Genomic DNA, 15,868 nt, shown 5'->3' on the forward strand with positions numbered 1-15,868 from the left:
ACGAAGAAAAAGTGAAGAAGCGAGAGGAAGTAATCGAAGTAATTGGTGCAAGGGAGCACAATCTGAAAAATATAGATGTAACCCTACCACGAAACAAGCTCATTACCATCACAGGGATAAGTGGCAGTGGTAAATCATCGCTGGCATTTGACACCATCTATGCGGAAGGTCAAAGGCGATACATGGAGAGCTTTAGTGCCTATGCACGTGCCTTCATTGGTGACATGGAACGACCTGATGTTGACAAAATTGAAGGACTCAGCCCGGTTATTTCCATCGAGCAAAAAACGACTTCAAGAAACCCCCGCTCTACCGTAGGAACGGTCACTGAGATTTATGATTTCTTCCGGCTTCTATACGCAAGAGCTGGTGAAGCATACTCCTATCTATCAGGCAATAAAATGACTCGTCAGTCTGAAGATCAGATCATTGATATGATCTTAAAGAATCATGACGGACAAAAGCTGATATTACTGGCTCCTGTTGTAAAAGGTAGAAAAGGACATTATCGTGAGCTTTTTGTTCAAATCAGGAAGCTGGGGTTTACCAAAGTACGGGTAAATGGTGAGATCCAGGATTTGGTGCCTAAGATGCAGGTAGATCGATACAAAACGCACGACATTGAGATTGTCACCGACCGAATCAAAGTTTCTGAAAAAGACAGAAAGCGCATTCGTGAGTCAGTAAATACCTCTCTGCGACATGGCGATGGTGTGATGATGATCCAAAAAGAAGATGGTACCACCTCTCATTTCTCCAAAAATCTGATGGATCCTGAGACGGGCCTTGCTTACGATGAGCCAGCACCAAACACCTTCTCATTCAACTCGCCCTATGGTGCCTGTCAGGAGTGCAATGGGCTTGGGGTCATTGAGGAGATATCCAAAGAATCAGTAATTCCGGATCCATCATTGAGTATCAGCCGCGGAGGCATTGCTCCGCTTGGCGAGTACCGGGATATCTGGATTTTCAAAAAAATTGATGCGATTCTGAAGAGAAACAAGGTTAATCTTTCCACACCTATCAAGAAGATTCCGGAGGACATCATCAATGTGTTACTTTATGGGGATAGTGTCCCTGTTGCAGTGAGTTCAGTGAAATATCCTGGTACCGATTGGCATACGAAATTTGAAGGCATTATCAACTTTTTGGATAAGCAAAAAGATGGGGGCTCAGAAAAAATTCAAGCCTGGGTGAAGGAATTCACTGACACCAGGACGTGCCCAAATTGTAATGGGTATCGATTAAAGAAGGAGGCGCTCCACTATAAAATTTCAGATAAACATATCGGTGAGCTTGCCGAGATGGATATCAAAGGCCTGGGCGAATGGATGGTTGGTTTAGAAGATCGATTGGATGAGCGTCAGCTGGTTATCGCCACAGAAATTCTGAAAGAGCTTAGAAAGCGAATTGGCTTCTTGTTGGATGTGGGTCTAGACTATTTAAGTTTAAACAGACCTTTAAAGACACTTTCTGGCGGTGAGGCTCAAAGAATCAGGTTGGCCACACAAATTGGAACCCAACTTGTGAATGTGCTTTACATTTTGGATGAGCCGAGTATAGGTCTGCACCAACGGGACAATGTAAAATTGATCCAGGCACTGAAAGATCTTCGGGACTTAGGGAATACGGTCATCGTTGTGGAGCATGATAAGGACATGATGCTCGCTTCCGATGAAGTAGTGGATATTGGACCGGGAGCGGGACGTCATGGAGGACAGATTGTTGCGAAAGGCAATCCGCAGGAATTTTTGAAGCTTGGGAGCTCTACGGCCGACTACCTAAAGGGGACTCGAAAGATAGAAGTCCCCGCCGAGCGAAGAGGAACCAATGGTAAATGGCTGGAACTTTATGGTGCTTCTGGTCACAACCTGAAGAATGTAGATCTTAAATTGCCACTCGGTAATTTGATTTTGGTAACCGGGGTGTCAGGGAGTGGAAAATCTACCTTGATTCATGAGACTCTTTACCCGCTCCTGCGAAAGCATTTGTATAAAAGTCGGCAGGAACCATTACCCTACAAAAAAGTAGCTGGAGTTGAGCATTTTGATAAGATCATTGAAGTAGATCAATCGCCGATTGGACGAACACCCCGATCAAATCCTGCCACGTATACTGGCGTTTTCTCAGAAATAAGGAGTCTTTTTGCTCAGCTACCTGAGGCGAAGATCAGAGGTTATAAGCCGGGTCGATTCTCTTTCAACGTGAAAGGTGGACGCTGTGAAACCTGTGGAGGCGGAGGTATGCGTGTCATCGAAATGGACTTTCTGCCAGATGTATTGGTGCCATGCGAAACGTGCAAGGGTAAGCGATACAATCGTGAAACATTGGAGGTTCGATTTAAAGGGAAATCAATCTCTGATGTACTTGATATGACTGTTTCCCAGGCGGTAGAATTCTTTGAGAATCAACCACGGATTGTAAGAAAACTCAAAACCCTGGATGAAGTAGGATTGGGTTATATTTCCCTTGGGCAGCATGCCACTACCCTTTCCGGAGGAGAAGCTCAACGCGTAAAGCTGGCAACTGAACTTTCTAAAAAAGACACTGGTAAAACATTTTATATCCTTGATGAACCCACCACAGGTCTTCATTTTCAGGACATTGAGCACCTATTGGATGTACTGCAAAAGTTGGTCAACAAGGGAAATACGGTCTTGATCATTGAGCACAATATGGACGTGATCAAAGTGGCAGATCACATCATCGATCTGGGTCCGGAGGGAGGTTTTGCCGGCGGGCAGATTATTGCCCAGGGCACTCCGGAAGAGATCGTGAAAATTGATGGAAGCTATACCGCCAAATTTCTGAAAGCGGAGCTTAATTTATAAACCATTTCCCCACCTCGGAGGGGTTGGGGGTGGGTATTTTTTGATAAAAACACCCCTTATCGTCCCCGCTAGTAGACATTTTCATTGTTGAAAAATTCAATTTATGAGCGCCTCTACTTTGGTGTCTCCAAAATAATAGTAGTCCCCCTGGTGATCGAAAGCAAAATCGCTTTCTTCAAGAATCAGGTGATCAGCAATGCTGATTTCATTATTTGCCACATCATTCAGCGGGAACTCACGAATGAGTGATCCCTCGTAGCTATAGACCTTCACCATTTTCTGGAATACCAAATCTGTTTCCAATTGCATTCTCAATCCTTGATTGGCTTGCAATGGAGCCTCAGATGCACCCAACATGGAGGAGGCACTGAGCAAGAGCAATAAGAGTAGTGATTTCATGTGTTTAATCGTTTTTATTTGAGTTTAGTCCTGTTCTTCTTTACGACGAATATCTGGCCGGGTTTGTTAAATCTCATTAATTACACAGGTGGTTTCGTTAATGATTTGTTAAAAAACCACTCATCAATCCATTCATTCATCCGTGAAACTTCTTGATCAAAATATTAAGCACTTCATTAGCTTTAACCGCTCATGACCAAGAGAAAAATATATTGGCTGTGTCAGCTTTTTGGCTGGGGTATTTACGGCTTTATCCAGGTTTTCTTATATACCGTAGCGCAGGGGTTTGATTCCAATCAGGCGATGGGTGTCTTGTATCAGGTGATTTATTTCATTGCTACCACCCATTTTTTGAGAGGGCTCATTATTAAAAGAGAATGGCTAAACCTGCGACTCAGCTACCTCATTCCTAGATTGCTGATAACCACTTTTCTATTGAGTGGACTTAACTATGGCTATTTGTTAGTCATTGAGTTTATAACAAGTACAATTTCCCGACAAGACCTAATGTTTCTCACCGTGCTAATTAATACACTTGGGTATTGGGTGATCTATTTCATCTGGGCGATTTTCTACTTCACTTTTCATTATGTGGAGCGATATAACAAATCCTTGAAAGCAGAGACAGCAGCAAGAGAGGTGGAGTTAAAAAACCTCAAAGAGCAATTAAACCCTCATTTCATTTTCAATGCCTTAAATAGCATTCGCGCGCTGGTGGATGAGAACCCACGAAAATCAAAAGAGTCAATTACACAATTATCACATATTCTACGTAACTCACTCATGAGTGACCGAAAAAAGCTCATTCCTTTCATGGATGAATTAAAAACGGTCATGGACTACCTGGCTCTGGAGTCCATTCGGTACGAGGAACGGTTGGTCACCAAATTCGATATCGACCGTAACTCAGGAAAATTCATGATCCCGCCTTTGATGTTGCAAACATTGGTCGAAAACGGCATTAAGCATGGCATTTCTAATTTGAAAGAAGGAGGAGAAATAAAAATTTCAACGACCGTAAAAAGGAAACAACTGCACCTTCAAATCCGTAATACGGGACAGTTATCGAAAGAGATGCATGTGCACAAAGGATTTGGATTGGCCAATACCAGAAAAAGATTGGAGTTGATATTTGGTTCTGCAGCCAAATTTGAAATAAAAAACGAGGATAAAAACACTGTTCTTACTTCAATCACCCTGCCCGCCATTGAACGATCAATGCGAGAAATCGATTGAAATGAAGTATCTTAAACCTAGCAAATGAAAGCGATTATTGTAGACGATGAGCGTTTAGCTCGAAAGGAACTAATCTCACTTTTGGGCAGCCACCCGGAAATTGAAGTGGTGGATGAAGCTGCTAACCCGGATGAGGCGGTAGAAAAAATAGAAAAACACAACCCGGATGTGGTATTTCTGGATATCCAGATGCCTGGTAAGACCGGATTTGAAATGCTGGAGGAAATGGAGCGTGTGCCACAAGTGATCTTTACAACTGCTTATGATGAGTTTGCGCTGAAGGCTTTTGAGTATAATGCTCTTGACTATTTGTTGAAACCGATTCAGCCGGAAAGACTGACGGAAAGCCTGAATAAAGTAAACATCAAAACCGTAGAAAAGCCATCCAAGCAACAAAAGCTGGGTAGCAAAGATCAGGTCTTTGTAAAAGATGGAGATAAATGCTGGTTTGTGAAGCTTGAAGATGTACGCCTATTTGAGTCTGATGGCAACTACATCAAAGTGTATTTTGACAAGTTCAAACCCATGATCCATAAATCGCTGAACGCACTTGACGAACGTCTGGATGATCGTCATTTTTTTCGTGCCAGTAGAAAACACATCATCAACCTTGGCTGGGTGGAATCCATTGATACCTGGTTTAATGGCGGTCTGTTAGTACAGTTAAAAGGAGGCGAGAAAATCGAGGTGAGTCGGAGACAGTCCGCGAGGTTCAGAGAGATGATGAGTCTTTAATCCTTCACAGCCTCCAAAAATTTCTTCTCAACGTGCCAGTCTTTGGATAGTGTAAGAATTGCTGTGGTCTCCATTTCGGTCACATAGCCTTTTTTGTGCGTTTCTTCCCAGACCTCCATCAGGTATTTGATGCGGTCGGGTTCGCTCATTTTCGTGAAGATTTTGGATAGAAACTCTCTTGAGCGTTCAAAGGCAGACAGGTAATCTTCTGCAATGAATTTGTTAGCCCATTCCATCTCCTCGTGCGCCTGCATTTTACTGGCTGTTTCTTCCAGCATTTCACGTTCTTCATCGTCCAGACCATGGTAATGGAAGATCAGCGATTTTAAGAGTAAGAGAGCCTTTTTTGTGGTTGTGTCCATTTGACTTCAAAAGTAGAGCTTATCACTGATTATCCCTAAGCTAATTTGTTAGGCGAGATCCTATTCATCTGAGAAAAACAGCCTTAAGGCAATTTCATCAGCGACCAAAAAACCATGTGGCTTTAATCGAAGAAATTCATCAACCCTTTCAATCATATTCTTCCTTTCCATTTCATTTAGAAAATCTGAATGCAACTCCTCAAGACGGTGGTCCGCCAATGAGGCGATTTGATTCAGGTCTACCCCTTTTTTGGTTCTCAGCCCGGTTAATATTCGTTCATTGATCCGCTGGATATCAGAAAGCGCTTCATGTTCCACATGTTCCAGACTTTCGTTAATGGCCTTCATATACCTGGCATTGTTTCTCACATTAAAACTTCTCGTGTTTTGTCCATCGAATGAATGAGCTCCCGGCCCTACTCCAAGGTATGGGACACCAGCCCAGTAAGCGTGATTGTGGCGGGAGTGGTATCCTTCTCTTCCAAAGTTGGAAACTTCATATTGGTTGTATCCTTGCGCTTTCAAAAAATCGATAGCGTACAGATATTGCTCCGCTGCAGCATCCTCCGGCACCTGTATCAGCTTATTTTCTTTTTCCCACTTTCTGAAAACGGTCTTTTCTTCAATAGTTAATCCATAAAGCGAGATGTGCTCAGGGTTCAAGGAGTTAATAGATGCAAGATCTTTTTTCCATTCTTCCCGATCATGATCAGGGATCGCATAAATCAAATCCAATGAGATATTGCTAAAACCTGTTGCTCGGGCATTCTCATACCCTTGGATAGCTTCATCAGCGGTGTGAACACGATTCATCCATTTGAGCTTTTGCTCATCAAACGTTTGTATCCCGATGCTTAGCCGATTGATCCCGCTATCCAGCAATGTGTTAGAATATTCTTCAGTCAAATCTTCGGGGTTGGCTTCCAGCGTGATTTCTGCTTTACCCGATATGTTGAAGTTTTGATTGATTGTATCAAATAGCTTTTTTAATTGAAGTCCAGATAACAACGAAGGAGTGCCTCCACCAAAATAAATAGTTTCTACGTCCTCATGCAGGTAATCTCTTCTATCTCTGATTTCCCAGGAGATGGCATCCACCATTTCTTCCTGCTTGCTCAGGTTGGTGCTAAAGTGGAAGTCGCAATAGTGGCAAGCCTGCCTGCAAAATGGAATATGGATATAGATGCCAGCCATGATTTGGGCTAAATTGCAAAGACCGATGCAAAGAATTCTAATTCTGTTGGTTTTTATGAGTGCGATGGCTGCTCAGGGGCAGGTAAAGTCACAGGTCTATGTGGATGGAAAACTACACGATGAGTTGGAATTTAGAGACACTGTCCAACTCTCTAGCTACATTCAAAAAATTCAGGTGAGGTGGGTTGATCAGGGATATTATTTCTCTGGAATTGATTCACTGATCGATGGTGAAAATGGTTATAAGGTTTATCTCCATAAAGGGGAGGATCGAAAAGTGCGGCTGGAAGAATATAATGGCAAAAAGATTGTAAGACACCTGGAGAAACAGCTCGACGATTTTTCCAATAACGGATATCCATTTGCTTCTATCACTCTTGACTCGTTAAAAGCTGACGATGAGCACATGTCAGGTAAATTGAGGGTAATGCCCGGACCGGAAATAACCTATGATTCCGCCTTTTTCTTTAATCCGGTAAAAACCAATCATAGTTACATCTATCACCTGCTGGACATAATCCCGGGAAATAAATTTGGTGAGCGATCATACAGACAGATTTTGAAGAAGATAGATCGATCTCCATTCTTAACAATCCAGCGACCTACGGATTTGTCTTTTAAAAATAAGCAGGCAAAAACCTTTTTGGACATTAAGGAGGAGGCAGCCAATTCCTTTCAAGGCGTATTAGGGCTTCAGCAAAGTGGCAGTCAATCAACAACAGTGGTTGGAAATATTGAACTGGATATCCAAAACTTGTTCCGGTCTGGAAAGCAATTTATGTTTTCATGGGAGCGTTTTTCTGAACAGTCTCAAAGTCTGAATGTTTTTTACAAGCATCCTTTTTTTCTGGATTCTAAGATTTCACCGTCTTTCAGCTTTGATCTGCTAAAACAGGATACCACATTCTTAACTCGCAGATTTGGATTAGGTGTACACACTTACATCGCGCCGAGAGTAGAGATGTTTCTTTCGTACGAACAGACTAAAGGAACCTTGCTAACCACTGATATCCAGACATTAGAGGCGTCAGGATTAGCCGGGTTTACAAGAACACTTTATAGTCTACAGCTCTCAAAGGGAGATTTAGTGAGTTTGGGCAGGCTCACAAAAGGAGTTGTGTGGTCGGCAACAACATCCGCTGGAAATAAACAGGTAGACAGAAGCCTGGAAATACCAGACACATACTATGACTCCATGCAAGAGAAAACCAGTTTTTATCGATTTGAAGGTGTGCTTGCTTATCAACTCAAGGCCTTTAAAAGGCAGGCATTTTTTCACCATATCTCCACTGGAAAAATTAAGAATGATCAGCTACTGCAAAACGAGCTTTATCGGTTGGGAGGACTTTTCTCTTTAAGAGGTTTTAATGAGAAAGACATTTTTGCACGACATTATTTCTTGAGTCGAATGGAGTTTCGATCTTTTTTTGAAGAAAGGAGCTATGCGTATGTCTTTTATGATCAACTCATCTTTGAAAAACGGGATATTCGGGATTATCCATTTGGTGTTGGTTTAGGATTTGCACTTGAAACCTCGGCTGGTCAATTTACTTTTGCGCTTGCAGTTGGTGATTCAAAAAATCAATCCATTTCATTCTCAACCATGAAGGCACACTTCGGATACATTTCAAGATTTTAAAATGAAAATTTCATTTACCATTGGTTGCCTGATTATTTCTGTGCTGACTTTCGCGCAGCAGGATACCATCGTCACCACGGACTATACCAAAATTATGATAGCTACAGACTCGGATGGGGAGGTATATCCGATCACCTCATTGGATGATGAGCAGCAAGCTGGTTTTTTTATGAACGAAAAGCCTGAAGGAACGGTCAGAGTCTGCCACCCGGAGAAACTTTTCATGTGGGTAGATGGACGGTTATTTGACACTTTTAATGGGTGTCGTTTTTACCATCCAGATGCGCTCTTCCAAGGAAAGAACGCAGACACCATATATGTTTCTTTCAGCACAAGAAACTCACTAAATAAACTTGAATGCCAGCTGGTCATTTTCGAAGAGTTGCATATTGTGCGAGAAGAAGTTGCTCTGCCTAGAGCTGTCAGGGATAAGTTCAATGAATTCGTCATTATCAGTTTATTATTAATTCTTGGGTTCCTGGGTGTGATTATTTCCAATCATCCGGGCCGGCTTTCTTACCTAATAGAAAAAACGTTTACGTTTAAATCGAGTGCTTATGAGTTTATCAATACGGCTTTCTTTAGTTCACCGAGCATGTATCTGTTGATTTTCTTTTCATTGTCACTTGCTTTTACCAGTCTTTACCTAGACGTGCTTCTGAGCAATCATATGTTTGGTATTCCGGAAACCACGGGTGGTTTTCTGTGGCTATGGATTCAGTTGGCTGGAGGGGTTTTTATGCTGTTTATCTTTAAATGGCTCGTGATTTCGGTGGTCGCTCAATTGTTCAAATTCAGAAGTCTAAAGAATTTTCAACTATTTGATTTTTTAAACTTCAACACATTTCTACTGGTTCCTGTTCTGCTTTTTTTGGTTGTGGATTTTATTATCAATCACTCAATAGACTCCTGGATAGGCCCTGGTATTTTGGCTTTCTTTCCAGTCTTCATTGTTCTGTTCGTGATCTGGTTCACTTTTAAATTTGTTAGTAATTCTCCTCGTAGAAAACTTATGATTATTTCCTACCTTTGTGCCACTGAAATCATCCCTGTTATACTTTTAATGGGATGGTTCTATAAATAATTATATAAAAGAGGAAATTACATGAGCGCGACTGATGATCTTTTGGTAATGGATAAAGAACGATTGAAGGAAGTAAAGAGCATTTTAGTTTCACAACCCGAGCCTTCTGATCCAAATTCCCCATACCACAAGCTAGCGGAAAAATACAATTTGAAAATTGACTTCCGAAAATTTATCGATATCGATCCGGTAGATATTAAAGAGTTTAGAAAGCAAAAAGTAAATATCCTCGATCACACTGCAGTGATTTTTACCAGTCGGAATGCTGTTGATCATTTCTTTCGATTAGCTACAGAAAGCAAAATCGAAATACCCACAGACATGAAGTATTTCTGTATTTCTGAAACAACAGCAAACTATCTCCAGAAGTATATAGTAATCAGAAAGCGAAAGATTTTTACAGGGGAGCGTACCGCTAACGATCTTCTGGCTGTGATCAAAAAGCATAAGGATGAAAAATTTATCTTTCCTTGCTCGAACATTCGCACAGAGCATATTCCTGATTTTCTAAACGAGAATGGATATGAGTGGTCTGAGGCAACCATCTACAGAACAGTAGCAGCTGACCTTTCTGATCTGGATGATGTAACCTATGATATCATTGCTTTTTTCAGTCCGTCAGGCATAGAGTCCTTGTTACAGAATTTCCCTGATTTCAAACAAAACAATACACGAATAGCTGCTTTTGGACCAACCACATCAAAAGCTGTGAAAGATGCTCGTTTGATTTTGGATATTCAGGCCCCTCTTCCAAATGCTCCATCCATGACAGGGGCTATAGAGGTATATATTAAAGAGGCTAATAACATTTCTTAAGAATAAGGGTATATTATTTGTAAGAGTTATACTTACAATATGAATTGGAGCCCTAGAATCATCTGTACATTTTTATTGCTGCTCATGGCAAGTGCCGGGGCAGCACAGAATGATTTTTTTTTCAATCATTACATGTTCAATCCTTCTTATTATAATCCTGCATGGGTTGGAACGGAAGACCAGGCTTTTGCTGCAGCTCATCATAGAAGTCAGTGGGTGGGATATGATGCAACCTTTGATCCGGGGGGAGCTCCAACTACACAATTAGTTTCTTTAGTGGTTCCGGTTAAATCCACTCTTTCAGGTATAGGCTTGTCTGTTTCGAATGATAGGGTTGCCAACGTGAATAATTTGCAAGCCCGGTTATCGGTCTCAATAAAAAGGGAATTCCGTTTCGGCCAGCTCTCATTTGGACTCATGCCGGCCATTAATGTTCAGTCATTGGATCCGAACTTCAGAGCGGTAGACCCCAATGATGGCCTCATTCCGGAGGGCAGGGAATCACAGTTGAAACCCAATTTGCACGCAGGTCTTTATTTCAAATCCAGAAAAGACTATTTCGTTGGTGTGTCAGCAGAAAACATTCTTGAGCCAGGTTTCGATTTTGGGACGGATGCTAAAAATATTGTACCCATCAATTATTTATTGATGGGTGGCACCACATTTGGTTTAATGAGAGAGCTGGTGCTAAACCCCACTATAATGGTTCGCTCAGATTTAAATTCATATACGTATGACATCAGCGCCATAGCCGTATATCAGGATAAAATGTGGGGAGGGCTAGCCTTTCGTAGAGCAGAATCACTCAGTGTGCTATTGGGATATTCTTTTTTAGAGGATAATAAGCTTAAAGCTGGATATTCATTTGATTATGTAATAAAAGATCAAGATGCAAAACAGCCCACCTCTCATGAGGTGTTTATTAGGTATGATTTACCTGATTTAGTATTCGGAGGAAGGAAAGCTGTGAAAACTCCAAGGTTCACTTTTTAAACCTCCAGATAAAAGCCTTCGTCCAAATTTGTCATAAAACTTGTCCTAAATAGATTTATGATTATATATTTAGGCTGAATATCGTGCAATAATTCTTGCTAAAGTTTGTTTATTTTACATACTTGCATGTTCAATAAAGGTGTTATGAATAAAATGCGTGTTTTTACAATCTCAAATTGTACTGTCCTTTGCTGCGCCATAATTCTTTCAGGTTGTGGTCTTTTTGGTGGAGATCAAGGTGACAGAGGAGAGCTAATAGGAGCTCCAGACAGACAAGGATGGGAAATGACCAGGCCATTTGGTATGGTTTCAGTTCCGTCCGGTACTTTTCACATGGGGCAAGCGGATGAAGATGTAGCCGCTACTCAGATAAACTTCAACAAACAGGTAACTATCGGAGCGTTCTTTATGGATGATACAGAAATCACCAATAATGAATACCGTCAGTTCACTCAAAATCTTCAGGAAAGCTCTGAAATAGATCTACCTACCGGGTATTCTATCGCAGACTTACTCCCTGATACGACTGTTTGGACGAGGGATTATACGCACCACATGGGAGACCCATTGGTAGTGTATTATTGGTCACATCCAGCCTTTGATGATTATCCTGTGGTTGGTGTGGATTGGAATGCTGCAAAGTATTTCTGTGAATGGAGGACTACTTACCTTAACGATTATAGAAGGAGTGTAGGCCTACCGGTAATGCCAAACTTCAGACTTCCATCAGAAGCTGAATGGGAATACGCTTCACGGGGCGGTAGAGATATGGCAAAGTATCCATGGGGTAATCCTTACATCAGAAATGCCAAAGGTTGCTTGTTAGCAAACTTTAAGCCTGGTAGAGGAAATTACTTTGATGATGGTTATGCCTACACCTCTCCAATAGGAACCTACTTTGCTAATGAATATGGTCTTTATGACATGGCTGGAAATGTTGCAGAATGGTGCGAAGACGCATATAATCAATCAGCAATGCCACTAACATGGGATTTGAACCCAACCTATTTTGATGATAATATTCCTTATAAGGTAATAAGAGGCGGGTCTTGGAAAGATATAGCCTACTACCTTGAAACAGGTACTCGTTCATTTGAACACCAGGATACCACAAGAGCGTCTATTGGTTTCAGATGTGCAATGACATACCTTGGAAGATCATCAGGATACGAATTTTAATTAATCAAAAACGAATAAATTACTAACCTAAATATTATTACAATGAGCAAAAAAGGCGGATTTCAGGAGCTTCTCTATTCCACTATAATGCCGAAAATCTATGGAATAGGAGCTGCAGTTGTAATCGTGGGAGCGATGTTTAAAATTCTTCACATGCCAGGTGCATCCCTTATGCTTGGGGTTGGTCTAACCACCGAGGCTGTTATTTTCTTTTTAAGTGCTTTCGAACCAAAGCATGCAGAACCAGATTGGGCTAAAGTATATCCTGAGCTTGCTGATGATTATGATGGACCAGCTGCTGCCCCACGAAAGGCTGTTCCTCAGGCAACCGGAGCTTCTGCTCAAATGGATAAAATGCTTGCAGATGCCAAAGTTGGGCCAGAACTTATTAGAAGTTTGGGTGATGGGATGAGAAACATGGCTGAATCTGCCAAGAAAATGTCAAACCTAAGTGATGCAGCTGTTGCAACCAATGAGTATGCAGGCAATGTAAAGTCAGCTTCTAAGTCTCTTTCTGAGATGAATAAATCTTACGCTCAGGCAATGGAGGCTATGTCAGGAATGGCTGATGCTACAAAAGACACTAAGGAGTACCACAGTCAGGTTCAAAATGTAACTAAGAGTTTAGGAGCGTTGAATGCCGTGTATGAGATGGAGTTAAAAGATGCTCAAAGCCATACCAAAGCATTGAATAAATTCTACTCTAATATTAGTGGTGCGCTCGAGAGCATGGCAGAGGCTGGAAAAGAAACTTCACAGTTTCAGGCTGAGCTTAACAAGCTTACATCGAACATTTCTGCTCTAAATAAAGTATACGGTAATATGCTTACCGCAATGAGAGGCGGTAATCAGTAATTAACCCTTAAAACGAATTAATTATGGCAGGAGGAAAAGAAACACCACGGCAGAAAATGATCGGCATGATGTATTTAGTGCTGACAGCATTGTTGGCATTAAATGTTAGCTCCACGGTCTTAGACAAATTCGCCTTTATCAATGAAAGTTTGGAGCGGGCAAATGCTGAAACATCTGAGCGAAATGCTCGGACAATCGTTGGTATGAAGTCTGCTGCGAAAGATAAGGGGAATAGAGCTGATGACTTAAAGGTAGTATCAGATGCAGAGGCTTTGAGAGCTGAAACAACAAAGATTTTAGCAGAGCTTGAAGAGTATAAAGAGACCTTTGTTGAAATTACAGGAGACTACATGGAAGGTCATAAAGGAGATAAACGTTTTATTAATGGGAAGACGGATTATGACAAAGTAGGTCACTACATGATGCCTGAAGAAGAAGGTGGAGAAGGACATGGGGCTAAAATGAAGCAATTGCTCAATGGCTATGCAGAGTATATTCAGGATGTATTAGAGAAAAATGGTGCTGAGGAAGCTAAGCTGAAGCAGTATCACAAAATAGCTCTAGATGCAGACGAAGATCCCATTTACAGCAAAGATGAAAATCAGAAAGGCAAAAAATGGTCTCAACTGGCATTTGAAAACTCCCCAACTCATGCTGGATTAGCAACTGTAAGTGAGTTTCAGGCCAATGTACTTGCTTTTGAAACATCAGCACTTGACTTTTTGGTAAAAAGAGTTGGATTAAAAGACATCACTTTTGACCAAATCAAACCGGTGATTATGCCAGAGTCAAAGTATGTGGCAGCAGGCACTAAGTATAAAGCTGATATGTTTATCGCAGCTTCTGCTTCTGGTTTGAATGACAAACTGGTGATGACTTATAATGGAGAAGAAGCTCCAGTTGTGGCGGGTGTAGGTAAAGTTGAATTTACAGCCACTCCGGGCAACTATGACAAGAGTGGTAATGCACGAAAAGAGATTATTGCTTCTATTACAGTTCCTCAGGGTGGTGGTACGGATACCACATTCACGGATACCATAGAGTATTATGTAGTGAAGCCTGTAATTCAGATCCAATCACAATCAGTGAATGCACTTTATTACAACTGTGGGAATGCATTGGATGTTCAGGTTCCTGCTTTGGGAACTTCATATAATCCTTCTTTCTCAGCAAAAGGCGGTGATGCAATAAAAGGATCACAAACGGGTCAGGTTACTGTGGTGCCTCGGGCACAAAAAGTTACGCTTACAGTTTCTTCTGGTGGTAATGTTATCGGATCCAGAGAGTTTGGTGTAAGAAGTATACCAGCACCAGATATTAAGGCATATACAGGTGCAGGTGAGGTAAACCTTAAAGAGGGCATTTCTTCAAGAACACCTGAATTATTCCTAAGAGCCATTCCTGATGAAAGCTTTGCTCAGTTCCTTCCGAATGATGCAAAATTCAAAGTTGCTGAAGCTGAAGTGACTTTGGTGAGTGGAGGATTAGGTAGAGGGTCTATTCGTGCAGGAGAAAGAATCAATCTAAGAGGTATGAACGGACGGAAGGGTGATCAACTGGTCATTGAGATTAAAAAAGTACAAAGACAAAACTTCAGAAAGCAGGTGGAAACATTTCCAAAACACCAACGCTTTATCAACATATCGTTGAAGTAAACTTGTCAGTTAAAACAGTGTTATGAAAAAATTAGGTTATGTAATTGTTTTCAGTCTTTCGCTTTCCTTTGGGTTTGCGCAAGAAGAGCTCGCGCCTTTGGTCAAGCCGGAGGTTGAGGAGTCTCAGGTGATGTTTAAAAAGACCGTTTGGAGACGAATGGATTTGCAGGAGAAACAAAATCTACCATTTTTTTCGAGAAATGGAGAGATATCCAGACTCTTGATTGAGGCTGTTGATGAAGGTCTTTTGACTCCATACAGATCAGATTCATGCATAAACTTTATGCCGGATATCATTTTCGTTTCTAACATCTCTGTGGAAAGAGAGGAAAATCCTTTTGTCGGAGGTGGATTCAATTCAGGAGGATTCGATTCCTTTGGAGATGAGTCTACAACTGATGATGCAGCGGCAGATGAGGGCGAGCAACCAAGACAAGAGGCAATCCCTGAAGATTTGTTCTCCGTTTTGTATATTAAAGAAGATGTGATCTTTGATAGAAATAGATCAAGAATGTATCATTACATAAGGTCTTTAACTATTGCTCTTCCTAGGGACGCGGGATCTTTATATAATCCAGCGGGGTTTGAGAAGCCTGTAGCTCACTTTAGGTACGATGATGTTGTTGAACTTTTTAGGGGACCATATGCAGACAAGGCACTATACTATAATCGTCAAAACGTGGGCAAACACTTGAACATGAGTGATGCATTTGAATTGCGGTTATTTAATGCGCCAATAATTAAAGTTTCCAATCCACAGGATTTGGACATACGTCAGCAATATTCAGATCAGATGGCAGAAGATCCTTTAAGTGTGATAGTGATACAGCAAAAGTATGAGTATGACTTAATGGAGTATGAGTCAGAACTCTGGGAATATTAATAAATTA

The 15,868-nt window shown here is 41.3% G+C and carries 14 protein-coding genes; 11 read left to right on the forward strand and 3 right to left on the reverse strand.

Features of this window, described 5'->3' with window-relative positions:
- Window positions 1–11: 11 nt before the first annotated feature.
- Window positions 12–2,831, forward strand: coding sequence for an excinuclease ABC subunit UvrA (gene uvrA, locus ACP14Y_RS10580; protein WP_424962926.1), 2,820 nt, complete (start codon window positions 12–14; stop codon window positions 2,829–2,831).
- A 96-nt stretch (window positions 2,832–2,927) separates the two neighbouring features.
- Here the strand turns inward: uvrA and ACP14Y_RS10585 are convergent, their stop codons facing one another.
- Window positions 2,928–3,230 carry a hypothetical protein gene (locus ACP14Y_RS10585; protein ID WP_424962927.1) on the reverse strand — a complete coding sequence of 101 codons (303 nt, stop codon included), beginning with the start codon at window positions 3,228–3,230 and terminating at the stop codon, window positions 2,928–2,930.
- A 192-nt stretch (window positions 3,231–3,422) separates the two neighbouring features.
- Here ACP14Y_RS10585 and ACP14Y_RS10590 point away from each other — a divergent pair, with 192 nt between their 5' ends.
- Window positions 3,423–4,466, forward strand: coding sequence for a sensor histidine kinase (locus ACP14Y_RS10590; RefSeq protein ID WP_424962928.1), 1,044 nt, complete (start codon window positions 3,423–3,425; stop codon window positions 4,464–4,466).
- Window positions 4,467–4,490: 24 nt separating this feature from the next.
- Window positions 4,491–5,201: a LytR/AlgR family response regulator transcription factor gene (locus ACP14Y_RS10595; RefSeq protein WP_424962929.1), complete on the forward strand. Its 711-nt coding sequence runs from the start codon at window positions 4,491–4,493 to the stop codon at window positions 5,199–5,201.
- Here the strand turns inward: ACP14Y_RS10595 and ACP14Y_RS10600 are convergent.
- Together ACP14Y_RS10600 and hemW are read right to left on the reverse strand one after the other, a co-directional pair.
- The gene (locus tag ACP14Y_RS10600; protein WP_424962930.1) at window positions 5,198–5,563 is read right to left on the reverse strand and encodes a hypothetical protein; all 366 of its coding nucleotides are present in this window, start codon (window positions 5,561–5,563) and stop codon (window positions 5,198–5,200) included. The two genes, ACP14Y_RS10595 and ACP14Y_RS10600, sit on opposite strands and share 4 nt — an antisense overlap.
- A gap of 60 nt (window positions 5,564–5,623) precedes the next feature.
- A complete protein-coding gene (gene hemW, locus ACP14Y_RS10605) occupies window positions 5,624–6,757 on the reverse strand; it encodes a radical SAM family heme chaperone HemW (RefSeq protein WP_424962931.1) in 1,134 nt (377 codons plus the stop codon).
- A 25-nt stretch (window positions 6,758–6,782) separates the two neighbouring features.
- On the opposite strand from hemW, the gene ACP14Y_RS10610 reads away from it, so the two are divergent.
- The 8 genes from ACP14Y_RS10610 to gldN all read left to right on the forward strand — a co-directional run bounded on the left by ACP14Y_RS10610 (window position 6,783) and on the right by gldN (window position 15,861).
- A complete protein-coding gene (locus ACP14Y_RS10610; protein ID WP_424962932.1) occupies window positions 6,783–8,396 on the forward strand; it encodes a hypothetical protein in 1,614 nt (537 codons plus the stop codon).
- Between the two features lies 1 nt (window position 8,397).
- Entirely contained in the window at window positions 8,398–9,480 is a 1,083-nt protein-coding gene (locus tag ACP14Y_RS10615) for a DUF4271 domain-containing protein (protein ID WP_424962933.1), read from the forward strand.
- Window positions 9,481–9,501: 21 nt separating this feature from the next.
- The gene (locus ACP14Y_RS10620) at window positions 9,502–10,296 is read left to right on the forward strand and encodes a uroporphyrinogen-III synthase (protein ID WP_424962934.1); all 795 of its coding nucleotides are present in this window, start codon (window positions 9,502–9,504) and stop codon (window positions 10,294–10,296) included.
- A gap of 39 nt (window positions 10,297–10,335) precedes the next feature.
- Window positions 10,336–11,289, forward strand: a complete 954-nt coding sequence (locus tag ACP14Y_RS10625; RefSeq protein WP_424962935.1) for a PorP/SprF family type IX secretion system membrane protein — start codon at window positions 10,336–10,338, stop codon at window positions 11,287–11,289.
- A 144-nt stretch (window positions 11,290–11,433) separates the two neighbouring features.
- Entirely contained in the window at window positions 11,434–12,468 is a 1,035-nt protein-coding gene (locus ACP14Y_RS10630; protein ID WP_424962936.1) for an SUMF1/EgtB/PvdO family nonheme iron enzyme, read from the forward strand.
- Window positions 12,469–12,510: 42 nt separating this feature from the next.
- Window positions 12,511–13,323, forward strand: coding sequence for a gliding motility protein GldL (gene gldL, locus ACP14Y_RS10635; protein WP_349565597.1), 813 nt, complete (start codon window positions 12,511–12,513; stop codon window positions 13,321–13,323).
- 23 nt (window positions 13,324–13,346) lie between these two features.
- Complete coding sequence (gldM, locus tag ACP14Y_RS10640) at window positions 13,347–14,978, forward strand: gliding motility protein GldM (protein WP_424962937.1); 1,632 nt, start codon at window positions 13,347–13,349, stop codon at window positions 14,976–14,978.
- Window positions 14,979–15,000: 22 nt separating this feature from the next.
- A complete protein-coding gene (gene gldN / locus ACP14Y_RS10645) occupies window positions 15,001–15,861 on the forward strand; it encodes a gliding motility protein GldN (protein WP_424962938.1) in 861 nt (286 codons plus the stop codon).
- Window positions 15,862–15,868: the final 7 nt, after the last annotated feature.

The sequence above is a fragment of the Ekhidna sp. genome, from assembly GCF_965247405.1.
GTDB lineage: Bacteria > Bacteroidota > Bacteroidia > Cytophagales > Cyclobacteriaceae > Ekhidna.